This window comes from Streptomyces sp. NPDC001480 (assembly GCF_042894725.1).
Lineage (GTDB): Bacteria > Actinomycetota > Actinomycetes > Streptomycetales > Streptomycetaceae > Streptomyces.
This window is the reverse complement of sequence record NZ_JBIAVX010000022.1, coordinates 43,104-65,382: the sequence shown is the minus strand read 5'-3', so window position 1 is coordinate 65,382 and position 22,279 is coordinate 43,104. Positions and strand designations below refer to the sequence as shown.

General features: G+C 69.8%; 18 protein-coding genes and 1 riboswitch. Of the genes, 13 read left to right on the top strand and 5 right to left on the bottom strand.

What is annotated here, in order from left to right; all coding sequences use genetic code 11:
* The first annotated feature begins 24 nt into the window (after nt 1-24).
* Both ACFY01_RS39435 and ACFY01_RS39430 read left to right on the top strand, forming a co-directional pair.
* On the top strand, nt 25-1,074 hold the full coding sequence (locus tag ACFY01_RS39435; protein ID WP_390740603.1) for a YihY/virulence factor BrkB family protein: 1,050 nt from the start codon (nt 25-27) through the stop codon (nt 1,072-1,074).
* A 150-nt stretch (nt 1,075-1,224) separates the two neighbouring features.
* Nucleotides 1,225-3,852 carry an ABC transporter substrate-binding protein gene (locus tag ACFY01_RS39430; protein WP_390740602.1) on the top strand — a complete coding sequence of 876 codons (2,628 nt, stop codon included), beginning with the start codon at nt 1,225-1,227 and terminating at the stop codon, nt 3,850-3,852.
* A gap of 32 nt (nt 3,853-3,884) precedes the next feature.
* Here ACFY01_RS39430 and ACFY01_RS39425 read toward each other — a convergent pair whose 3' ends face one another.
* The 4 genes from ACFY01_RS39425 to gcvT form a co-directional block, all read right to left on the bottom strand.
* On the bottom strand, nt 3,885-5,252 hold the full coding sequence (locus tag ACFY01_RS39425) for an L-serine ammonia-lyase (protein WP_390740601.1): 1,368 nt from the start codon (nt 5,250-5,252) through the stop codon (nt 3,885-3,887).
* A gap of 56 nt (nt 5,253-5,308) precedes the next feature.
* The gene (gene glyA, locus ACFY01_RS39420) at nt 5,309-6,586 is read right to left on the bottom strand and encodes a serine hydroxymethyltransferase (RefSeq protein WP_390740600.1); all 1,278 of its coding nucleotides are present in this window, start codon (nt 6,584-6,586) and stop codon (nt 5,309-5,311) included.
* Between the two features lie 14 nt (nt 6,587-6,600).
* Nucleotides 6,601-6,978 (bottom strand): glycine cleavage system protein GcvH, encoded by a 378-nt coding sequence (gene gcvH / locus ACFY01_RS39415; protein ID WP_361812680.1) that lies wholly within the window; start codon nt 6,976-6,978, stop codon nt 6,601-6,603.
* 118 nt (nt 6,979-7,096) lie between these two features.
* Nucleotides 7,097-8,215: a glycine cleavage system aminomethyltransferase GcvT gene (gene gcvT, locus ACFY01_RS39410; RefSeq protein WP_390740599.1), complete on the bottom strand. Its 1,119-nt coding sequence runs from the start codon at nt 8,213-8,215 to the stop codon at nt 7,097-7,099.
* A gap of 148 nt (nt 8,216-8,363) precedes the next feature.
* A riboswitch (glycine riboswitch) is annotated at nt 8,364-8,462 on the bottom strand.
* A 178-nt stretch (nt 8,463-8,640) separates the two neighbouring features.
* Between gcvT and ACFY01_RS39405 the strand changes: the two genes are divergently transcribed.
* The 10 genes from ACFY01_RS39405 (at nt 8,641) to ACFY01_RS39360 (ending at nt 20,096) form a co-directional block, all read left to right on the top strand.
* Nucleotides 8,641-9,345 (top strand): AAA family ATPase, encoded by a 705-nt coding sequence (locus ACFY01_RS39405; protein ID WP_390740598.1) that lies wholly within the window; start codon nt 8,641-8,643, stop codon nt 9,343-9,345.
* A 76-nt stretch (nt 9,346-9,421) separates the two neighbouring features.
* Nucleotides 9,422-10,213 (top strand): enhanced serine sensitivity protein SseB, encoded by a 792-nt coding sequence (locus ACFY01_RS39400; RefSeq protein ID WP_390740597.1) that lies wholly within the window; start codon nt 9,422-9,424, stop codon nt 10,211-10,213.
* 156 nt (nt 10,214-10,369) lie between these two features.
* Nucleotides 10,370-11,170: an enhanced serine sensitivity protein SseB C-terminal domain-containing protein gene (locus ACFY01_RS39395; protein ID WP_390740596.1), complete on the top strand. Its 801-nt coding sequence runs from the start codon at nt 10,370-10,372 to the stop codon at nt 11,168-11,170.
* A gap of 341 nt (nt 11,171-11,511) precedes the next feature.
* The gene (locus ACFY01_RS39390; RefSeq protein ID WP_390740595.1) at nt 11,512-12,510 is read left to right on the top strand and encodes an ABC transporter permease; all 999 of its coding nucleotides are present in this window, start codon (nt 11,512-11,514) and stop codon (nt 12,508-12,510) included.
* A gap of 32 nt (nt 12,511-12,542) precedes the next feature.
* Nucleotides 12,543-14,318, top strand: a complete 1,776-nt coding sequence (locus tag ACFY01_RS39385; protein ID WP_390740594.1) for an ABC transporter substrate-binding protein — start codon at nt 12,543-12,545, stop codon at nt 14,316-14,318.
* A 72-nt stretch (nt 14,319-14,390) separates the two neighbouring features.
* Nucleotides 14,391-15,398, top strand: a complete 1,008-nt coding sequence (locus ACFY01_RS39380) for an ABC transporter permease (protein WP_390740593.1) — start codon at nt 14,391-14,393, stop codon at nt 15,396-15,398.
* Nucleotides 15,395-16,486, top strand: a complete 1,092-nt coding sequence (locus ACFY01_RS39375; RefSeq protein ID WP_390740592.1) for an ABC transporter ATP-binding protein — start codon at nt 15,395-15,397, stop codon at nt 16,484-16,486. Before ACFY01_RS39380 ends, ACFY01_RS39375 begins: the two co-directional genes overlap by 4 nt.
* On the top strand, nt 16,483-17,904 hold the full coding sequence (locus tag ACFY01_RS39370; RefSeq protein WP_390740591.1) for an ABC transporter ATP-binding protein: 1,422 nt from the start codon (nt 16,483-16,485) through the stop codon (nt 17,902-17,904). The genes ACFY01_RS39375 and ACFY01_RS39370 overlap by 4 nt, the downstream gene beginning before the upstream one ends.
* Before the next feature lie 97 nt (nt 17,905-18,001).
* Nucleotides 18,002-19,393 (top strand): M1 family metallopeptidase, encoded by a 1,392-nt coding sequence (locus ACFY01_RS39365; protein ID WP_390740590.1) that lies wholly within the window; start codon nt 18,002-18,004, stop codon nt 19,391-19,393.
* Between the two features lie 46 nt (nt 19,394-19,439).
* Nucleotides 19,440-20,096, top strand: a complete 657-nt coding sequence (locus ACFY01_RS39360; protein ID WP_390740589.1) for a trimeric intracellular cation channel family protein — start codon at nt 19,440-19,442, stop codon at nt 20,094-20,096.
* Here the strand turns inward: ACFY01_RS39360 and ACFY01_RS39355 are convergent.
* Complete coding sequence (locus tag ACFY01_RS39355; protein ID WP_390740588.1) at nt 20,005-21,246, bottom strand: alpha/beta hydrolase; 1,242 nt, start codon at nt 21,244-21,246, stop codon at nt 20,005-20,007. The genes ACFY01_RS39360 and ACFY01_RS39355 overlap by 92 nt on opposite strands.
* A gap of 168 nt (nt 21,247-21,414) precedes the next feature.
* Here ACFY01_RS39355 and ACFY01_RS39350 point away from each other — a divergent pair, with 168 nt between their 5' ends.
* Nucleotides 21,415-22,275, top strand: a complete 861-nt coding sequence (locus tag ACFY01_RS39350) for a thioesterase family protein (RefSeq protein ID WP_390740587.1) — start codon at nt 21,415-21,417, stop codon at nt 22,273-22,275.
* Nucleotides 22,276-22,279: the final 4 nt, after the last annotated feature.

Genomic DNA, 22,279 nt, shown 5'->3' with positions numbered 1-22,279 from the left:
AGCGCCCGGGGGTACCCGGAAGCCATGAAGCTGCATCTTCCGGGGCGGAAAGACTCTCACGGCAGCGACGAGGTCCCCTCGCCCGAGGAGGCGGGGCCCGGCCCCGAGGTCGAGCGGCGCGCACCGGACGCGCCGACGAAACTGCCGCGGCACGCGTGGAAAGCGGTACTCAAAGGAAGCCTGCGGGAGTTCCAGGACGACGAGCTGACCGACCGGGCCGCGGCGCTGACCTACTACGGCGTGCTCTCCCTCTTCCCCGCCCTGCTGGTGCTCGTCTCGCTGCTCGGGATCACCGGCAGGTCGGTCACCGACAAGGTGCTGGCCAACCTCCGGCAGCTCACTCCGGGCTCGGCCCGGGACATCATCACCCGGGCCGTAGAGCAGTTGCAGAACAACTCCGGCACCGGTTCGGTCGTGGCCGTCGTCGGCATCCTGCTGGCTGTGTGGTCGGCGTCCGGGTACGTCGCGGCGTTCATCCGCACGGCGAACCGGGTCTACGACATGCCCGAGGGCCGGCCGATGTGGAAGATCCTTCCGGTGCGCGTCGGGCTGACGGTCGTGCTGATGGTGCTCGCGGTGGCCAGCGCGCTGATCGTGGTCTTCACCGGCGGGCTGGCCCGCCAGGCCGGCAGCGCCCTCGGGATCGGCGACACCGCGCTGACGGTGTGGTCGATCGCCAAGTGGCCCGTCCTGGTGCTCCTGGTCACCATCATGATCGCGATCCTGTACTGGGCCGCCCCGAACGCCAAGGTGAAGGGCTTCCGGTGGATCACCCCGGGCAGCTTCCTCGCCCTGCTGATCTGGATGATCGCCTCCGCCGGTTTCGCGTTCTACGTCGCGAACTTCGGCTCGTACAACAAGACCTACGGCACCATGGCCGGGGTCATCGTCTTCCTGGTCTGGCTGTGGATCAGCAATCTCGCCATCCTGCTCGGCCTGGAGTTCGACGCCGAGACGGTCCGGCAGCGGGCGATCACCGGCGGCCTGCCCGCGGAGAAGGAGCCCTACACCGAGCCCCGCTCCACCCGGACGTGGGACGAGGGGGACCTGCGCCGACTGGACGACGGGCCCTGAGGGGGCCCTGAGGAGGGCAGGTCCCGCCGTGATCCGGTCCGAGAGCGGCAAGAATCACCTATCAGGCGCCATTAGTCGCAATACCAGGATGTTGCGGGCACCTTCTCTGGCACGTTACGCCTCTGCCCTTTCTCTCCACGGAGGCGACGCGTGCCAGAGGTCTCGTTCTATCCCAGGTGGTCCGACCGGCTGATACGCCAGCTCGACGCCTTCGTGGCCCGCAGGTCCAAGGCGAGCAGGGTGCCGGCCCTGGTGCTGTCCAGACAGGACGGCGGGGACGTGGCGGCGGCCCGTCGTCTGGTCCGGGAGTACAAGCGCCGGCTCGCGCAGCAGGACGGGAACCAGCACAGCCAGGTGCCGCACGCCGTCGTCACCGACGGCGGGCGCGGGGGCGGGTTCGCCGAGGCGATGGACGGCGTGGCACAGCAGCTCCAGCTGACCATGCCGTCGGGGCACCTCAGCCTGCCGCACTTCCACACCTGCCGGGCCGTGCTGGACCAGCGGAGCGGCGTCGGAGACGTCCGGGCCCAGCAGCAGCCGATCCTCGACGGACTGCACACGGAGCTGCTGGGCCGGCGGGCGGTGCTCGCGGCCGGCGACCGGATCGCGCGCTCCTTCGGGCAGCACTTCCTGACCGGCTGGCTCCAGAGCTTCGTAGCGGCGCTGACCGTCGGCTTCCCCCGGTTCTGCTACCGGTTCCACCTGCGGCACTGGGGCCTGCGCTGGGTCGCCGAAGAACTCGGCGCGGCCTGTTTCCTGGACGCCGCGCTCTCGTTCTGCCGGGACGGCCGACTGGACCGGGACGACCCGCGAGTGCGCCGCATCCTGCTGCGTGCGCTGCTCACCGATCTGCGCAGGGCCACCCGGTGGAGGTCGCGCCTGAGCCACCTGTGGGCCCGGCGCCGGTGGGCCGTCGTCGTCATGATCCCCGAGATCCACGACGTGAACGGGCCCGGCCGCACCCTGCTCGGCACGTTCGAGGAACTCGCCCGCGACCAGCCGACCCAGCCCCTGCTCATCCTGGCCGCCTGCTCGGGACCGCCACCGGAGTACGCCGTCCCGCTCGACGCCGACCTGACCCGGCCGAACGGCATCGCCGACCAGGTCTTCACCGTCCTCACCGAGGGCAGCGACGAACCCGTACGCCTGGTCACGCTGCCCGCCGAGGACGACGACGCGGAACGCACGGCGGAGACCTGGCTGAACAACCACCCGAGCGTCACCGCCCGCAGGGACAAGCCCGTCGACTGGCTCCGCCCGACCGCGCTGCCGCTCCTGGCCACCGCCACCGCCGGCGTCCTCCTGGCCCAGCACTTCCTCTGGGCGGCCCCGCCGCGCCCCCACAAGGCGCCGTCCCCCTGCGTGACGGTCTCGACCGGTGAGCGCGTCGGCGTGACCGACGGAAAGCAGTGCGACCTGGCGGTCCCGGGGGAGCGCGGGAAGGAGCTCAGAGAGCTGGAGCGGCAGGTCGCGAAGGAGAACGCCAAGATCACCGACGGCAGGTTCCGGACGCTCGTCTTCCTCGCGCCCCTGAGCCTCCAGACCGGCGTCTACGACGACCCGCCGATCGGTCTGCAGATCCTGCGCGGCGTCATCGCCCAGCAGCACAAGCTCAACAGCGAGAACCGCCAGAACAAGATGCCGATCCGCCTGCTGATCGCCAACACCGGCCAGTACTTCGCGTACGGCTCGAGCATCGGCAATGGCCCGGACGTCACCCAGATGATCATCCGCCGCAAGGCCGAGGAGCACATCGTCGCGGTCCTCGGGATCACCCAGAGCCGCCCCGAGTCCCTGGAGGCGGCCCGGGAGCTCGACAGGAAGGGGATCCCGGTGATCGCCAACGGGGTGACCGGCAGCAACATGGTCGGCCCCGGCTCCCCGCCGCGCTACTTCCAGGTCACCACGCCCAACGCGCGGGTCGCCTCGGTCCTGGCCGACTTCATCCACAACGCACCGACGGTCCGGGCCCTGACCAGCGACGGACCGCACCCCGTGGTGGTGTACGACTCGACCGACACCTACTTCAGCACGGACCTGCGGAACCTGTTCGCCGACGCCTACCGCAAGTACGGAAAGACCGACGAGGTCGAATTCAGCGAGAAGCCGGGGACGAGGACACCGGAGGACATCGCGACCGAAGTGTGCGACAAGGTCACGGCCGCCCACGGCGTCATCGTCTACCTGGGCCGCTCAGGAGTCCTGCCGAGCCTCCTCAACGCCATGCAACGGGCCGGCGGCCAGTGCCAGCCGTCGCACGGCACCATCCCGCTGATCGCCGAGAGCGCCCCCATCGGCTTCCAGGTCGATCCGGAGGGGACGGCGCGGGCATACCCGTACATGACGATCTTCTACGAGACGGCGAACGCGCCCACACAGGACCCACGGGACCCCTACGCCCAGTTCACCCGCGACTTCGCCACGGTCTTCGGCCACCGCGGCGCCGACGCCGACGCCGCCGGCGGCTTCGACACCGTCGGCATCGTCACCAAGGTCGTCGAGAACCTGCTCCCCACCTCCCGCAACGGCAACGTCACATCCGACGACATCTACCTCTGGCTGACCGCACACGGCGTGTCCCAGTACCCCGGAGCGTCCGGCGTGCTCCGGCTGGACGGCCAGAACAAGTTCCCGCCCGACAAAGCGATGTTCATCCGCGAGATCACGCAACCGGACGGCACGGCCGTCACCTTGCTCAGCTGCGGGATCCTCCCCAACCGGCAGAACCCCGCCACCTGGGGAACCCCACCGCACACCTTCCCCTGCCCGCGGCACTGAGACCTCGGTACTGGGGCCTCGGCGACGAGCCCTCAGCACTCGATGATGTTCACCGCGAGCCCGCCCCGGGCCGTCTCCTTGTACTTGACGGACATGTCGGCGCCGGTGTCCTTCATGGTCTTGATGACCTTGTCGAGGGACACCTTGTGGGAGCCGTCGCCGCGCATCGCCATGCGGGCGGCGGTGACGGCCTTGACCGCGGCCATGCCGTTGCGCTCGATGCACGGGATCTGGACCAGGCCGCCCACGGGATCGCAGGTGAGGCCGAGGTTGTGCTCCATGCCGATCTCGGCGGCGTTCTCCACCTGCTCGGGGCTGCCGCCGAGGACCTCGGCGAGGGCGCCGGCCGCCATGGAGCAGGCGGAGCCGACCTCGCCCTGGCAGCCGACCTCGGCGCCGGAGATGGAGGCGTTCTCCTTGAAGAGCATGCCGATGGCGCCCGCGGCGAGCAGGAAGCGGACCACGCCCTCCTCGTCGGCGCCGGGGACGAAGTTGACGTAGTAGTGCAGGACGGCCGGGATGATGCCGGCCGCGCCGTTCGTGGGGGCGGTGACCACCCGGCCGCCGGCCGCGTTCTCCTCGTTCACGGCCATCGCGTAGAGCGTGATCCACTCCATCGCGCGGGCCAGCGGGTCGCCCTCGGCGCGCAGTTGCCGGGCGGAGACGGCGGCCCGGCGCCGTACCTTCAGACCGCCCGGCAGGATGCCCTCGCGGGACATGCCGCGCGCCACGCAGGACTGCATCACCCGCCAGATGTCGAGCAGGCCCTCGCGGATCTCCTCCTCGGTGCGCCAGGCCCGCTCGTTCTCCAGCATCAGGGCGGAGATCGACAGGCCGGTGTCCTTCGTCAGGCGGAGCAGCTCGTCGCCGGTGCGGAAGGGGTACTTCAAGACCGTGTCGTCGAGCTTGATGCGGTCCGCGCCGACCGCGTCCTCGTCGACCACGAAACCACCGCCGACCGAGTAGTACGTCTTGGCCAGCACCTCGGCGCCCTGCGCGTCGTACGCCCACAGGGTCATGCCGTTGGCGTGGTAGGGGAGGGCCTTGCGGCGGTGCAGGACGAGGTCGTCGTCGAAGGAGAACGCGATCTCGTGCTCGCCCAGCAGCCGAAGGCGCTTCGACGCCTTGATCGCCTCGATCCGGTCGTCCGCCGTCTCCACGTCCACCGTGCGCGGCGAGGCGCCCTCCAGACCGAGCAGCACCGCCTTCGGGGTGCCGTGGCCGTGGCCGGTCGCGCCGAGGGAGCCGTACAGCTCGGAGCGTATGGACGCGACGGACTCCAGCAGCCCCTCGTTGCGCAGGCGCAGGGCGAACAGACGGGCCGCGCGCATCGGGCCGACGGTGTGGGAGCTCGACGGGCCGATGCCGATCGAGAACAGGTCGAAGACCGAGATGGCCACGGGAACTCCTCCGAAAAGGGCGGGGGCACACGCCGTCGGGTGCCCCCACCAGGGAACTACTTGTTCAGACCGGGGTAAAGCGGGTGCTTGTCGGCAAGCGCCTGGACCCGGCCCTTCAGCGCCGCCGCGTCGGCGGCCCCGAAGGGAGAAGGCGCCTTGAGCGTCTCCGCGATCACGTCCGCGACCTCGGCGAAGTCCTCGGCCGTGAAGCCGCGGGTCGCCAGGGCCGGCGTACCGATCCGCAGACCGGAGGTGACCATGGGCGGACGGGGGTCGTTCGGGATCGCGTTCCGGTTGACCGTGATGCCGACCTCGTGCAGCCGGTCCTCGGCCTGCTGCCCGTCCAGCTCCGAGTCGCGCAGGTCGACCAGGACCAGGTGCACGTCCGTACCGCCGGACAGGACGCTCACCCCGGCCTCGCGGACGTCCGCCGCGCTGAGCCGCTCGGCCAGCAGACGCGCGCCCTCCAGCGTACGACGCTGGCGCTCCTTGAAGTCCTCCGAGGCGGCGACCTTGAAGGAGACCGCCTTGGCCGCGATCACGTGCTCCAGGGGGCCGCCCTGGAAGCCCGGGAAGACGGAGGAGTTCAGCTTCTTAGCGAAGTCCTTCTTCGCCAGGATGATGCCGCCGCGCGGGCCGCCGAGGGTCTTGTGGGTGGTGGAGGTGACCACGTCCGCGTGCTCCACCGGGTTCGGGTGGAGACCGGCGGCGACCAGGCCCGCGAAGTGCGCCATGTCGACCCACAGGTACGCCCCGGCCTCGTCGGCGATCCGGCGGAACTCGGCGAAGTCCAGCTGCCGCGGGTACGCCGACCAGCCCGCGATGATCACCTTCGGCCGGTGCTCCTTGGCCAGCCGCTCCACCTCGGCCATGTCGACCAGGCCGGAGTCGTCGACGTGGTAGGCGACCACGTTGAACTGCTTGCCGGAGAAGTTCAGCCGCATGCCGTGGGTCAGGTGGCCGCCGTGCGCCAGGTCCAGCCCGAGGATGGTGTCGCCGGGCTGGGCCAGCGCGAACAGGGCGGCCTGGTTGGCGGAGGCACCGGAGTGGGGCTGCACGTTGGCGTACTCGGCGCCGAACAGCTCCTTGACCCGGTCGATGGCGATCTGCTCGGCGACGTCGACGTGCTCGCAGCCGCCGTAGTAGCGGCGGCCCGGGTAGCCCTCGGCGTACTTGTTGGTGAGGACCGAGCCCTGCGCCTCCATGACCGCGAGCGGCGCGAAGTTCTCCGAGGCGATCATCTCGAGGGTGGACTGCTGGCGGTCGAGCTCGGCGTCGACCGCGGCGGCGATCTCCGGGTCGAGTTCGTGCAGGGACGTGTTCAGGACAGTCATACGGCTACGACTCCTCAGCCGGCGTTCTGGGCGGTGTACTCGTCGGCGGAGAGCAGGTCGGCCGGCTCCTCCGTGACGCGGACCTTGAACAGCCAGCCACCCTCGAAGGGGGCGGAGTTCACCAGCGACGGGTCGTTGACGACGTCCTCGTTGGTCTCGGTGACCTCGCCGGTGACCGGCGAGTACAGGTCGGACACCGACTTGGTCGACTCCAGCTCGCCGCAGGTCTCACCCGCGGTCACCGTGGAGCCGACTTCGGGGAGCTGGGCGTAGACGACGTCGCCGAGCGCGTTGGCCGCGAACTCGGTGATGCCGACCGTCGAGACGCCGTCCTCGGCGGCCGACAGCCACTCGTGCTCCTTGCTGTAGCGCAGCTGCTGGGGGTTGCTCATGGCCTGAATTCTCCTGTACGCGCGGGAGCGCTGATGAAGGGGGGACTGCTGTTGACGCGTGTGATCAGCGGGAATGTGCGCAGGGTCACGTCCGGACGCCGGGACCCGCGCCCAGTGTCTACTTCTGGCGCTTGTAGAACGGCAGCGTCACGACTTCGTACGGTTCGTGGCTGCCCCGGATGTCCACGCCGACACCGGGCGTGCCCGGCGCCGCGTGCGCCGCGTCGACGTAGGCCATGGCGATGGGCCTGCCCAGGGTGGGGGAGGGCGCACCGGAGGTGACCTCGCCGATCACCGTGCCGCCGGCGACGACCGGGTACCCGGCGCGCGGCACCCGGCGGCCCTCGGCGACCAGGCCGACCAGGACGCGCGGCGGGTTCTGCTCGGCGCGCGCGGCGGCCTCGGCCAGCGCCTCGCGGCCCACGAAGTCGCCCTCCTTCTCGAACTTCACCACCCGGCCGAGCCCGGCGTCGAAGGGGGTGAGCGAGGTGGTGAGCTCGTGCCCGTACAGCGGCATGCCCGCCTCCAGGCGGAGCGTGTCCCGGCAGGACAGGCCGCAGGGCACCAGCCCGACGCCCTCGCCGGCCCTGCTCAGCGCCTGCCACAGTTCGACGGCGTGCTCGGGCTTCACGAAGAGCTCGAAGCCGTCCTCGCCGGTGTAGCCGGTGCGCGCGATGAGCGCCGGGACGCCGGCGACCGTGCCGGGCAGGCCGGCGTAGTACTTCAGGCCGTCGAGGTCGGCGTCGGTGAGGGACTTCAGGATGCCGGGGGACTCGGGGCCCTGGACGGCGATCAGGGCGTAGGCGTCCCGGTCGTCGCGGACCTCGGCGTCGAAGCCGGCGGACCGCTCGACGAGCGCGTCGAGGACCACCTGGGCGTTGGAGGCGTTGGCCACGACCATGTAGGTGGCATCGGCCAGCCGGTAGACGATCAGGTCGTCCAGGATGCCGCCGTCGGCCCGGCAGATCATGGTGTAACGGGCGCGCCCGACACCGACCGAGGCGATGTTCCCGACGAGGGCGTGGTTCAGCAGTCCGGCGGCCTGGGGGCCGGTCACGGTGATCTCGCCCATGTGGGAGAGGTCGAACAGCCCGGCCCTGGTGCGCACGGCGAGGTGCTCGTCGCGCTCGGAGCCGTAGCGCAGGGGCATGTCCCAGCCGGCGAAGTCGGTCATGGTCGCGCCGAGCGAGCGATGCAGGGCATCGAGCGCGGTACGGCGGAGTTCGGTACTGCTCATCGGCGGTCGTCTCCCAAAGGCATGACGGGCGAGGTCGTTCCTCCCCATCTGTCATCGGAACCTGAGAGGTTCGCCCCGACCACCGAAGTGGTCATGGCTTGCACCTTGGGTGGAGCCGCTGACACAGCGGCCCGCTTTTCAGATGTGCCTCGCCCGCGCGGTAACGGTGCCTGAGAGATTCAAGGGAGGGACTTGCTCCTTCGGCGCCCCGCACCATCGGTGCCGGGGACTCTCCCGCGCGGATTCAAACGGCCGGTATGCAGTTGGCGCGCACATCATTGCACGCCGCCCCCTCTCCTTGACCACCCTTGCTTTGTGACCGGCCTGTGGCCGGAAGCGGACGGAACCGCGAGACATCGTGCATTACCTTCTCTTTACATTCAGTGGGGAGAACCTTTCCTGAACCCCCAGGGAGGACGATCACGGTGACAAGGACCACGGCATACGCGACGACGACGGACGTCGCCCTGCCCCAGCAGCCGGCGGCCCCGGCCCGCGAGCGGTGCGGCGACCTCCCCCACGCTCGGCTGCGCTCGCGCGGGGGGACCCCCATGGCACCGGTCGTCCGCGACCTGCGGGACCGTGCGGGGCGCAGTCCGCACGGCCTGCTCTTCGGCCCCCGTGACCTGGTGGTGGTCACCGGCCTGCCGGGCAGCGGCAAGTCGACGCTGATGCACCGCGCGGTCCGGGGCCCGCGCATCGACTCCCAGGACGCCCGCGACCGCTGGGAGCGCCGCATGCCCGGCTTCCTGCCGTACGCGGTGTACCGCCCCCTGGTCCGCCTCGCCCACTACGCCGCACTGCGCCGTGCCCTGCGCTCCGGCGAGGGGGTCGTCGTGCACGACTGCGGTACGCAGGCCTGGGTGCGCGACTGGCTGGCCCGCGCCGCCCGCCGCCGGGGCGGCACGCTGCACCTGCTGCTGCTCGACGTCCCGCCCGCCACGGCCCTTGAGGGCCAGCGCGAGCGCGGCCGGGGCGTCTCCCGGTACGCCTTCCTGCGCCACCGCAGGGCGGCCGCCCGGCTGCTGCGCGGGGTGGAGCGGGGCGAACTGCCCCAGGGCTGCGACTCGGCGGTGCTGCTCGACCGGGAGGCGGCGGACGTGTTGCGCCGCATCGGGTTCGCGGGCTGAGGAGACCCGCCCGGGCGCGCACAGGTACCCGCTAGCCTTTCAGCCACAACAGTTGGTCCCAGCAGGCGGTAGGCAGATGGACTTCCCGGCGGACTTTCCCGCGGACTTCCCGGCACAGACGCAACCCCATCCGCACAGCGGTTGGCCCGGCAACGAGCTGGAGGAGGTGCTGTCGGCTTCCTTCGGCATCCCCTTGGCCGGCGGCCGGATCATCGAGGTGCTGGGCCGGAGCTACGTCTGGGTCCCGCTGCCCAACGGCGGCGGCCCCGGCAGCGGCCCGCTCGACCTGCCCACCATGGAGATCGACGGCCAGGCGTACGTGCCGGTGTTCAGCTCCGAGGAGCAGTTCCGCCAGGTCGTCGGCTCCCACATCGGGTACACCGTCGCCCCGGCCGTGGAGTTCGCCCGCGGCCTGCCCCCGCACGTCGGCGTCGTCGTCAACCCGGACGGCATGGTCGGCGTCCCGCTCCCGCCCGAGGCCGTGGCCGAGCTGTGCCGGGCCGGCCGTACCCCGCTCGACGGCCCGGCGAGCGGCGGCCGCGTCCGCCTCTTCGAACCCGACTGGCAGGAGGACCCGGTCGACTTCCTCGCCGCCGCCTCCGCCGAGTTCGAGCGGATCGGCGTCGTCCGCACCGCCCGCCGCTGCCTGGCCGCCGTCGAGACGGCCGACCCGGTCATGTTCATAGGCGTCGAACTCACCCAGTGGGAGGGCGACCTGCGGGCCCTGCCCCTGGACGCCCTGGGCCGGGCCCTGGGCGCGGTCCCGGTGCGATGGCCGGTCAACCTGGTCCTGCTGGACGTGACCGACGACCCGGTGGCCGACTGGCTGAGGACGACCGTCCGGCCCTTCTACCAGCACGGCAACTGAAGCGCCCGCCCCGAGGGGCGCGGGGCCGTGTCGGCACACGGCCCCGAGCGACAAGCCACACACAACCCGCACCCGCCGACGGACACCGAGCCGCGAGCTCGCAGCGGCTTAAGCTGTTTCCACACGCGGGACGACTTCTCGAAGGGGCGGTAACAGGTGAGCGCGAGCGGCACCGCTGCGACCGGACAGGTCGAGCACATGCTGCGCCAGGTGACGCCCGGGCGTTACGACGCCTACGAGGCACTCCTCAGGGCGCTCGCGACCCCCGCCTCCGGCCAGATCTGGATGCTCCTGTGGCACGGCCAGGCCGGCTCCCCCGACGCCCAGTACGGGAACATGGAGGTGGAGGGCTTCGGCTACGCGCCCTGCGTCACCTCCGCCCAGGAGTTGTCGGCCAGCGGCTGGAACCGCTCCTACGAGGTGGTCGACGCGGTCGACGTGGCCCGCACCCTCTACCCGGACCGCTTCGGCCTCTGGCTCAACCCGCACGCCCCGGGCGGCGGCGTCGGCATCCCCTGGCTCGACCTGCGCCGGATCGCCACCGGCCTCGACCGCCAGCCCGCCGGCCCGCTGCGCCTGTCGGAACCCGGCATCGAGGTCCCGCAGTTCTACGCCCTGCTCGCGCAGAACGCCCACCGCACCCAGGCCGTCCGCTCGTTGCGCCGCGCCTGGGTGCAGCCCGCGCTCGGGGCGCCGTACCTCGCCATCGGCCTGGAGGTGTACGACGCCTCGCCGGCCGCCGTGGACTCGGTGCGCGCGATGATGCAGCAGTCCGTCGGGGCGGTCCCGGACGGACTGCCGGTGTCGACCGTCGTGATGTCGGACGAGTACGACCCCGTGGCCATGTGGATGCGGGCCAACGCCCGCCCGTTCTACGACCGTGAGGCGCACGCCCCCGCCCCGCCCACGGCACCCGCCGCCGGGTACGGTTATCCGCCGGCGCAGGGCGGTTACTGAGCGGATCGGGCCTCCGCGGTCCGCCCCTGGGCTTCACAGGGCCGACACATTTCTCCGCGCGTAGATCACCGACGATGATCCCGATCCGTCCGTAATGAAACTTTTTTCCCAACTGGCATGCGTCCGGGGTGTGTTACCCACTGTTCGGATAACGGAATCCCCTGCACTGCATCACGGTTGCGCATACTTTCCCCGTCAGCTCTGGCGGGTGATCGCGACGAAGCTGAAGACTCGCGACTCAGACGCAAGGTCGAGGGCCTCGTGTCCGAGTGCAAGTCGACAAAGCCGCAATCCGCGGCAGGCACAGGCCGGTCACCACCGGCGAGAGGGGTCAGGTCACTGTGACCGCACCGATCGAGACCACCGGGGCGGCAGCCGAGGCACAGCCGGAAGCTGTGCTCGAGGGTGCCGGTAAGGGGCAGATCGAGGGCCGTTCCCTGGGGCAGATCGCCTGGACCCGGTTCAAGAAGGACAGAGTCGCCGTCGTCGGCGGCGTCATCGTGATCCTGCTGATTCTCATCGCGATCCTCTCGCGCCCGATCCAGGCGATGTTCGGCCTCGACCCCAACGCCTTCCACCAGGACCTCATCGACGCCAACACCTCGCTGCCCAAGGGCGGCATGGGCGGCATGAGCGCCGGCCACCCGCTGGGCGTCGACCCGAAGTTCGGCCGTGACATCGCCACCCGCATCCTGGAGGGCTCCTGGGTGTCGCTGGTGGTCGCCTTCGGCGCCACGATCCTGTCCAACGTGATCGGCGCCATCATGGGCGTCGTCGCCGGCTACTACGGCGGACGGGTCGACTCGGTCATCAGCCGGCTGATGGACACCTTCCTCGCCTTCCCCCTCCTGCTCTTCGCCATCGCCATCTCCGCCACCCTCCAGGGCGGCGCGTTCGGCCTCAACGGACTGCCGCTCCACCTGAGCGTGCTCATCTTCGTCATCGGCTTCTTCAACTGGCCCTACCTGGGCCGGATCGTGCGGGGCCAGACCCTCGCCCTGCGCGAGCGGGAGTTCGTGGACGCCGCCCGCGGCATGGGCGCCAAGGGCCCGTACATCCTCTTCCGCGAGCTGATGCCGAACCTGGTCGGCCCGATCATCGTCTACTCGACGCTGCTCATCCCGACCAACATCCTCTTCGAGGCGTCCCTGAGCTTCCTCGGCGTCGGCATCCAGCCCCCGCAGGCGTCCTGGGGCGGCATGCTCCGGGAGGCCGTCACGTACTACCAGGTCGATCCCCAGTACATGATCGTGCCCGGACTCGCCATCTTCATCACCGTCCTCGCGTTCAATCTGCTCGGCGACGGTCTCCGCGACGCTCTCGACCCCCGCAGCCGCTAGGCAGCTCCCGAGAGCCCATCAAGTTTCCGATCATGGAGGGGAAGCAGACCATCATGCGAAGGTCAGCACTGGCCGCGGTTGCGGCCATCGGCTCCGCCAGCCTGCTCGTTGCAGGTTGCAGCAAGGCCGATGACAACAAGGACGGCGGCACGCCGAAGGCGGCCGGTGCCAACAAGGCGACCACGGGTGTCGTCAACGCGTCCACCAAGAAGGGTGGCACTGTCACCTACGAGATGTCGGACGTGCCGGACTCGTTCGACCCGGGCAACACGTACTACGCGTACATGTACAACCTCAGCCGGCTCTGGGCGCGCCCGCTGATGACGTTCACTCCCGGCCCCGGCGAGAAGGGCAACACCCTCGTCCCGGACCTCGCCGCGAGCAAGGGCGTCTCCAGCGACGGCGGCAAGACCTGGACGTACAAGCTGCGTTCGGGCCTGAAGTACCAGGACGGCACGCCGATCACCTCGAAGGACGTCAAGTACGCCGTCGAGCGGTCCAACTTCGCGCGTGACGTGCTCTCGCTCGGCCCGAACTACTTCCAGCAGTTCATGAAGGACGGCGACAAGTACAAGGGTCCGTACAAGGACAAGAGCGCCAAGGGCCTGTCCTCGATCGAGACGCCGGACGACACCACGATCGTCTTCCACCTGAACCGTTCCTTCCAGGAGTTCGACTACCTGGTGGCGGCCCCGCAGACGGCTCCGGTGCCGCAGGCCAAGGACGACGGCGTCGACTACGTCAAGCACATCGTGTCCTCCGGCTCCTACCAGTTCCAGAGCTACCAGGAGGGCAAGCAGGTCGTCCTGGTCCGCAACAAGAACTGGGACCCGAAGACCGACCCGCTGCGCAAGCAGTACCCGGACAAGATCGTCGTCAACCTGAAGGTCAACGCCGAGACGATCGACAAGGACGTCCAGTCCGGCGACGCCACGGCGGAGCTCACCGGTATCGGTGTCGGCGCCTCGACCCAGGCCAGCCTGCTCAACTCCGCGGACGGCAAGGCCAGCACCGACAACGCCTACGGTGGCCGCCTCGTCTACGCGGCGCTCAACACCAAGGTCAAGCCGTTCGACAACGTCGAGTGCCGCAAGGCCGTCCAGTACGCCATCGACAAGGTCTCCGTGCAGACCGCCGAGGGCGGCCCGATCCGCGGTGACATCGCCACCACCGTGCTCCCGCCGGACATCCCCGGCTACCAGAAGGCCGACGTCTACGCGACGCCCGGCAACAAGGGCGACGTCGCCAAGGCCAAGGAGCACCTGAAGGCCTGCGGCAAGAAGTCGATCACGACCAACATCACGGCCCGCTCCGACCGCCAGCAGGAAGTCGACGCGGCCACGGCGATCATCAGCTCGCTGAAGAAGGTCGGCATCAACGCCAGCCTGAAGCAGTTCCCGCAGGGCAAGTACTTCACCGACTACGCGGGTGTGCCGAAGTTCACCGAGAAGAACAACGTCGGCATCATGATGATGCAGTGGGGTGCCGACTGGCCGTCCGGCTACGGCTTCCTCCAGCAGATCCTGAACAGCAAGGCCATCAGCCAGTCCGGCAACACGAACCTGTCGCAGTTCTCGGACAAGGACGTCGACGCCAAGCTGGCCCAGGCGATCGCCGCCCCGGACGTGGCCACCCGCAACAAGGTGTACGCCGAGATCGACAAGGCCACCATGGACCAGGCGGTCATCGTCCCGCTGACCTACTTCAAGGTCCTGCTGTACCGCTCGCCGTACGCGACCAACGTGGTCTCCACGTCCGCCTTCAGCGGTCAGTACGACTACCTCAACCTCGGCACCACGAAGAAGTAGCAGCCCCGGAAGGCAGGTGAAGGCATTGGTGCCCGCGGGCTTCGCGGCCCGCGGGCACCAGCGCCGGTCCCCGTGATCTCGTACATCCTCCGTCGGACGGTAGCGGCAGTGATCCTGCTGCTGGTCGTCTCCGCGGTCACCTTCGCCATCTTCTTCCTGCTGCCGCGACTGGCCGGTCAGACAGCGGACCAGTTGGCTCAGCAGTACATCGGCAAGAGCCCGTCGAAGGCGGACATCGCCGCGGTCAAGCACAACCTCGGTCTGGACCAGCCCGTCTACGTCCAGTACTGGCACTTCATCAAGGGGATCGCGGCCGGCGCCGACTACAGCGTCGGTCCCAGCACGGTGCACTGCAACGCGCCCTGCTTCGGCTACTCCTTCAAGACCCACGAGGCCGTCTGGCCGAAGCTCGTCGACCGCCTTCCGGTGACCCTGTCGCTGGCCGCCGGCGCCGCCGTGATGTGGCTGCTGTCCGGTGTGGTGATCGGCGTCATCTCCGCGCTGAAGCCGCGCTCGGTCTTCGACCGCACCTTCATGGGCGTCGCGCTCGCCGGTGTCTCGCTGCCCATGTTCTTCACGGGCAACCTGGCGATCCTGCTCTTCACCTACCAGTGGCCGATCTTCGGCCGCACCTACGTCCCGCTCACCGAGAACCCGGCACAGTGGGCCAACACCCTCTTCCCGGCGTGGTGTTCGCTCGCCCTGCTGTACTCCGCCATCTACGCGCGGCTGACCCGCTCGGGCATGCTGGAGACGATGAACGAGGACTTCATCCGCACGGCCCGCGCCAAGGGCCTGCGCGAGCGCAAGGTCGTCGTCCGGCACGGACTGCGCGCCGCGCTCACCCCGATCATCACCGTCTTCGGCATGGACCTCGGTCTGCTGCTCGGCGGCGCGGTGATCACCGAGACCGTGTTCTCGCTGCACGGCATCGGTGAGTACGCGGTGGAGGGCATCACCGACAACGACCTGCCCCCCATCCTCGGCGTGACCCTGCTCGCCGCCTTCTTCGTAGTGATCGCAAATCTCCTGGTGGACCTGCTCTACGCGGCCGCCGACCCGCGGGTGAGGCTCTCGTGACCGAACTCTCCAAGACCGGCGCCGCAGTGGGGGAGCCCACCTCCGGCAGGGCGCCCGAAGCCTTCCTCGAGGTCCGCGACCTCAAGGTGCACTTCCCGACCGACGACGGCGTGGTCAAGTCCGTCGACGGACTCAGCTTCAAGCTGGACAAGGGCAGGACCCTGGCCGTCGTCGGCGAGTCCGGCTCCGGCAAGTCCGTCACCTCGCAGGCCATCATGGGCCTGCACCGGCTCGGCGCGCGCGGCAAGAACGTGCGGATGTCCGGCGAGATCTGGCTGGACGGCAAGGAACTGGTCTCCGCCTCCCCGGACGAGGTGCGCAAGCTCCGCGGCCGCGAGATGGCGATGATCTTCCAGGACCCGCTGTCCGCGATGCACCCGTACTACAAGGTCGGCGACCAGATCGTCGAGGCGTACCGGGTCCACCACGACGTCAGCAAGAAGGTCGCCCGCACGCGTGCCGTCGAGATGCTCGACCGGGTCGGCATCCCCGAGCCCGCCAAGCGCGTCGACAGCTACCCGCACGAGTTCTCCGGCGGTATGCGCCAGCGCGCCATGATCGCCATGGCGCTGGTCAACAACCCCGAGCTGCTCATCGCGGACGAGCCGACCACCGCCCTCGACGTGACCGTCCAGGCGCAGATCCTCGACCTGATCCGCGACCTCCAGAAGGAGTTCGGCTCCGCGGTCATCATGATCACGCACGACCTCGGCGTGGTCGCCGAGATCGCCGACGACGTCCTGGTGATGTACGGCGGCCGCTGCGTGGAGCGCGGTCCGGCCGGCGAGGTCTTCGAGCAGCCGCAGCACCCGTACACCTGGGGTCTGCTCGGCTCGATGCCCCGTATCGACCGCGAGACCTCCGACCGGCTCATCCCGGTCAAGGGCCAGCCGCCGAGCCTCATCAACGTCCCCTCGGGCTGCGCCTTCCACCCGCGCTGCCCGTACGCGGACATCCCCAAGGGGAACGTCACCCGCACGGTGCGTCCCGAGCTGGAGCAGGTGAGCACCGGGCACTGGACCGCCTGCCACCTCTCGGCGGAGGACCGTACGCGGATCTGGACCGAAGAGATTGCGCCGAAGCTGTGAGTGAGACGACGAAGACCGGGGTGACGAGCGGGGCCGCCGACGGCGAGGTGCTGCTCAAGGTCGAGGGCCTGACCAAGCACTTCCCGATCAAGAAGGGCATTCTCCAGCGCCAGGTCGGCGCGGTGAAGGCCGTCGACGGCATCGACTTCGAGGTGCGCAAGGGCGAGACCCTGGGCGTGGTCGGCGAGTCGGGCTGCGGCAAGTCGACCATGGGCCGGGTCATCACCCGCCTCCAGGACCCGACCGGCGGCACGATCACCTTCGACGGGCAGGACATCACGCGGCTGAACACCGGGCAGCTGCGCCCGCTGCGCCGCGACATCCAGATGATCTTCCAGGACCCGTACGGCTCCCTGAACCCCCGTCACACCATCGGCTCGATCGTCTCGGCGCCCTTCCGGCTCCAGGGCGTGGAGCCCGAGGGCGGTGTGAAGAAGGAGGTCCAGCGGCTGCTGGAGCTGGTGGGCCTGAGCCCCGAGCACTACAACCGCTACCCGCACGAGTTCTCCGGCGGTCAGCGCCAGCGCATCGGCATCGCCCGCGCGCTCGCCCTGAAGCCGAAGCTGGTGGTGGCGGACGAGCCGGTGTCCGCGCTGGACGTGTCGATCCAGGCGCAGGTCGTGAACCTGATGGACGACCTCCAGCAGGAGCTCGGCCTCACCTACGTGATCATCGCGCACGACCTCTCGGTCGTCCGGCACGTCTCGGACCGGATCGCGGTGATGTACCTCGGCAAGATCGTGGAACTCGCCGACCGCACCTCGCTGTACGAGGCGCCGATGCACCCGTACACCAAGGCGCTGATGTCGGCGGTGCCGGTACCGGACCCGAAGCGGCGGGGCGCGAAGAGCGAGCGCATCCTGCTCCGCGGCGACGTGCCGTCCCCGATCGCCCCGCCGAGCGGCTGCCGCTTCCACACCCGCTGCTGGAAGGCCACGCAGATCTGCAAGACCACCGAGCCGCAGCTCGTGGAGCTGAGGGCCGGTCAGCGGGTCGCCTGCCACCACCCGGAGAACTTCGCCGACCAGGCCCCGCAGGACACGGTGCTGCTCTCGGTGGCGAAGCAGGCGTCGGAGCTGGTTCCGGACGCGGTGCTGGAGGAGTCCGCGGAGACGTCGGCCGCGGTCGCCGCGGAGACCTCCGGCGGTCTCGCGAAGGAACCCTCGGCGGAGCCCGTCGAGGAGCCGGTCACCAAGGAGCCGGCCGCCGAGGCCAAGGTTCCGGCCCCCCGGTCCGCCGAAGCCGACGCGGAGGCCTCGACCGCCGAGGCGGCTGCCGACGCCGTGGCCCCGGCCGAGAAGACCGGCCCCGGTGCGAAGACGTCGACCGAGAAGGCCGCACCCGAGGCCGACTCCGGCGAGCCGGCGGAAGCCGAGGACACCCGGGAAGCCGAGTCCCAGGAGTCAACCGACAAGTAGCACATGACAACTCGGCAAAGTCATGTACATGCATGAACGGGAGAGCGCAGAGTCGTCCGTGTCCGTCTGATGATCGACACGATCGAAAGGGACGACCATGGCACTCTCCCGTTCGGCACGTTTAGGGGTTGTCGCCACCGCGGCGGCCTCTTTCTTCGCCGTAGCCGCATCCTCCGCCCCCACCCCCGGCGCGCCCGGCATCGGCGACAGCTACTTCCCGCAGCTCGGCAACGGCGGCTTCGACGCCCGCCACTACGACCTGTCCGTGGCCTACGACCCCGCCACCGACCGCCTCGACGGCCGTACGACGCTCACGGCCCGCGCCACCCAGAACCTCTCCTCCTTCGACCTCGACCTCCAGAAGCTGGAGGTCACCCGGGTCGAAGTGGACGGCAGACGCGCCCGGTTCACCCGGGACGGCGACGAACTGCGGATCACCCCGCGCAGCCCCGTGCGCAAGGGCCGGACCTTCACCGCCACGGTCACCTACGGCGGCGTACCCGAACCACTCGGCGGCCCCATCGTCTTCGGCTCGGACTACGGCTGGATGAAGACCGACGACGGCGTCTTCGTCGCCTGCGAACCCAACGCCGCCTCCACCTGGTTCCCGTCCAGCGACCACCCCTCCGACAAGGCCACCTACGACATCCGGATCAAGGCGCCGAAGGGCCTGACCGGCGTCTCCAACGGCCGGCTGGTCTCGACGTACGACAAGGGCGCCTCGACGTACACCCACTGGCGCGAGAACAGGCCCATGGCGACCTACCTCGCGACGGCCACCATCGGCAAGTTCGACGTGCGGACCGGGAAGACGCCCTCCGGCATCCCCATTTACGTCGCCATCGACCCGGTGCTGAAGAACAGCAACAGCGTCGACGTGTACGCCGTCACCGCCGCCGCCACCGACTACTGGTCCCAGATCTTCGGGCCCTACCCCTTCGAGGAGACCGGCGCGATCGTCGACGACATGCCCCAGGCCGGGTTCTCGCTCGAGGTGCAGAGCAAGCCCGCCTACTCGGCCGTGCGCAACGAGACGACGATCGTGCACGAGCTGGCCCACCAGTGGTTCGGCGACTCGGTCAGCGTGGCGAAGTGGAAGGACATCTGGCTGAACGAGGGCTTCGCCACCTACGCCCAGTGGCTGTGGGCCGAGCACCAGGGCACCCGCTCGGCGCACGACTCCTTCCTGGCCGGCTACAACTCGCGCCCCGCCGACTCCGACTTCTGGAAGCTCGAGGTCGCCGACCCGCAGCACGACACCATGTTCGCCTCGGCCGTCTACCAGCGCGGCGCGATGACCCTCCAGGCCCTGCGGGAACGGATCGGCGACAAGGCGTTCTTCAAGCTGCTGCCCGCCTGGACGAAGCTCCACCGGTACGGCAACGCCGACACCGCCGACTTCATCCGCCTCGCCGAGAAGGTGAGCGGACAGCAGCTCGACGACCTCTTCCAGACCTGGCTCTTCACCACAGGGAAACCGGCGCTCTGACCTGCACTTGTAAGGCGCATGCTCCCTGACAGGTGAGAATGTCGGGGTGGTCGAGCAACTCTTCAGTCCCTCCGTCCAGCACACCCTCGATGTCGTCGGCATCTTCGTCTTCGCGATCTCCGGTGCGCTGCTGGCCGTCCGCAAGAACTTCGACGTCTTCGGCATCGCCGTCCTCGCCGAGGTCACCGCGCTGGGCGGAGGACTGTTCCGCGACATCGTGATCGGGGCCGTGCCGCCGGCCGCGTTCTCGGACCTGGGGTACTTCCTCACCCCGCTGCTCGCGACGCTCGTCGTGTTCTTCCTGCACCCGCACGTGGAACGCATCCAGGCCGCGGTGCTCGTCTTCGACGCGGCCGGCCTCGGCCTGTTCTGCGTGGCCGGCACGACCAAGGCGTACGACTACGGCCTCAACCTCACCGCTTCGGCGACCCTGGGCCTGGCCACCGCCGTCGGCGGCGGTGTGCTCAGGGACGTGCTCGCCAACGAGGTGCCGTCGCTGCTGCGCTGGGACCGTGACCTGTACGCGGTCCCGGCGATCGTCGGCGCGACCATGGTGGTGCTGTGCATCCACTACGGCGTGCTGACCCCGTACACCACCGCTCTCGCCGTCGTCACCGCTTTCGTGCTGCGCCTGCTCGCGATGCGGTACCACTGGCGAGCGCCGCGTGCGTGGAACCGCCGGTCGACGGTGACAGAGGAGTAGTACCGTCCGTGGCCGCCGTCCGTGGCCGGTTCTTGCCCATCTGGAGGGTCAGCCAGCGGAAGGAGGGCACCACCTGCGGCCGCCACAGCGCCATGGTGTGGCCACCGGCGCTGCGCGGCAGGAACACCACGTGCACGGTCGTCGGCGCCTTGGCGATCTCTTCCAGGGCCACGCCCGCCTGGTAGCCGTCCCCGGACTCGCCGGAGGCGTACAGCGCGATCCGGGGCGGCACGGCCGACTTCCTGAGAAGCAGGTAGGGATTGTTCGCCGCGCGCAGGGCCGGGGTCTGCGAGGCGAGCGAGTTGCGTTCGCCGATCGGGTCGTTGTACCCGGAAAGGCTCACGGCGGCCCGATAGCGGTCGGGATGGGCGACGGCCAGCTTGACCGCGCAGTGCGCGCCCGCCGAGTACCCGGCGACCGCCCAGCCGGAGGGCGCGGGCTCGGCGCGGAAGTTGTCCATGACCATCTTGGGCACGTCGATGCTCAGCCAGCTGTCGGCGTTCACCGTGCCCGGGATGTTGGCGCAGCCGGTGTCCACGCCGGCCAGCAGGTTGGTGCGCGGCGCCACCAGGATGAACGGCGCGACCTGGCCGTCCTTCATCAGCGGCAGCAGCTGCTCGTGGGCCTTCATGGAGCCGAACCAGGCCTTCGCCGAGCCGGGGTAGCCCGGCAGCAGCTCCACGACCGGGAACTTGTGGTGGCGGTAGGCGGGCTCGTCGTACTGCGGCGGCAGCCAGACGTAGACCTCGGCGTTCACGCCCGAGACCCGTCCCTTGAGCTGGGTGACGCGGACCCCGCCGGCCGCGTGCATACCGGGGCCGTCGGCGGTCTGGAAGGCCTGTTTGACCCTGGGCAGCCGCTTGAACGCTATGCCGCCGGTGCCGTCCCGGCCGAGGTCGGCGGCCTGCTGGACGTGGTTGCCGGTGCCGAGCAGGTCGGCCCAGTTGTCGTAGAGGTTGTTGGAGTTGTTGACGAGGATGAACACCAGCGTGACCGCCGTGCCCTGGGCGAACAGCAGCATCAGCACCCGGGCCGCGACGCGCAGCGCCTTGGGCCCCCGCATCCTCGACCACAGAACGAGCGGCAGAACGAGGGCGACGACGGACAGCACGATCGTCGTGTAGAGAAACGCAGTCCCGGTGAGGCTCATGCCTTCATAGAGGGGGATCAAGGGCTCGGGGTTACGGACGTGTCCGGACACTTACCGAACAATTGCCGGGATCTCACCCGGGAGGCGGGATCTTGCCGTCCGCGTCTCGTCACGCGCCCGCAACATCCAAAGCTACCGCTTAGTAATTTCCTGTTGTACGGTTCACTCATGCCAGAAGCAGCCTCCACTCCCGTCATACGGGCCGTGATCGGCGCCAGCGAGTTCGACCGCGACACCGCGGTCACCCGGCGCGAGCCCGGGGTCTACGACATCGACCTCTCCGCCGGCTGGACCATCATCAACGCCGTCAACGGCGGCTACCTGCTGGCCGTGCTCGGCCGTGCCCTCGCGGACACCCTCCCGCACCCCGACCCCTTCACGATCTCGGCGCACTACCTCACCGCCTCCCAGCCGGGCCCGGCGGTCGTCCGCACCGAGACCGTCCGCACCGGCCGCACCCTCTCCACCGGCCAGGCCTCCCTCTTCCAGTACGACGAGGCGGGAGACGAGGTCGAACGGATCCGCGTCCTCGCCTCCTACGGCGACCTCGACTCCCTCCCCGACGACGTCCGTACGACGGCCACGCCGCCCGCGATCCCGCCCATGGACCAGTGCTTCGGCCCCGAGGACGGCCCGGCCCCGGTCGAGGGCAGCTCCGCCATCACCGACCGCCTCATGCTCAAGCTGGACCCGGCCACCCTCGGCTGGGCACTCGGCGCCCCCTCCGGCAAGGGGGAGATGCGCTCGTGGTTCGGCCTCGCCGACGGCCGGGACCCGGACCCCTTCGCGCTGCTGCTCGCGGTGGACGCGCTGCCGCCGACCGCCTTCGAGATCGGCCTGTCCGGCTGGGTCCCGACGGTCGAACTGACCGTGCACGTACGCCACCGCCCGGCCCCCGGCCCGCTCCGGGTGGCCATCACCACCCGCAACCTGGCCGGCGGCTTCCTGGAGGAGGACGCCGAGGTCTGGGACAGCGACGACCGCCTGGTCGCCCAGTCCCGCCAACTCGCCCGCGCCAGGCTCGGCTAGGGCC

Bases quoted from the DNA above. Each gene is read 5' to 3' on its own strand.
- ACFY01_RS39435 (WP_390740603.1), top strand. From the start codon at position 25: ATGAAGCTGCATCTTCCGGGGCGGAAAGACTCTCACGGCAGCGACGAG.
- glyA (WP_390740600.1), bottom strand. From the start codon at position 6,586: ATGACTGTCCTGAACACGTCCCTGCACGAACTCGACCCGGAGATCGCC.
- gcvH (WP_361812680.1), bottom strand. From the start codon at position 6,978: ATGAGCAACCCCCAGCAGCTGCGCTACAGCAAGGAGCACGAGTGGCTG.
- gcvT (WP_390740599.1), bottom strand. From the start codon at position 8,215: ATGAGCAGTACCGAACTCCGCCGTACCGCGCTCGATGCCCTGCATCGC.
- ACFY01_RS39400 (WP_390740597.1), top strand. From the start codon at position 9,422: ATGGACTTCCCGGCGGACTTTCCCGCGGACTTCCCGGCACAGACGCAA.
- ACFY01_RS39385 (WP_390740594.1), top strand. From the start codon at position 12,543: ATGGAGGGGAAGCAGACCATCATGCGAAGGTCAGCACTGGCCGCGGTT.
- ACFY01_RS39365 (WP_390740590.1), top strand. From the start codon at position 18,002: ATGGCACTCTCCCGTTCGGCACGTTTAGGGGTTGTCGCCACCGCGGCG.
- ACFY01_RS39355 (WP_390740588.1), bottom strand. From the start codon at position 21,246: ATGAGCCTCACCGGGACTGCGTTTCTCTACACGACGATCGTGCTGTCC.
- ACFY01_RS39350 (WP_390740587.1), top strand. From the start codon at position 21,415: ATGCCAGAAGCAGCCTCCACTCCCGTCATACGGGCCGTGATCGGCGCC.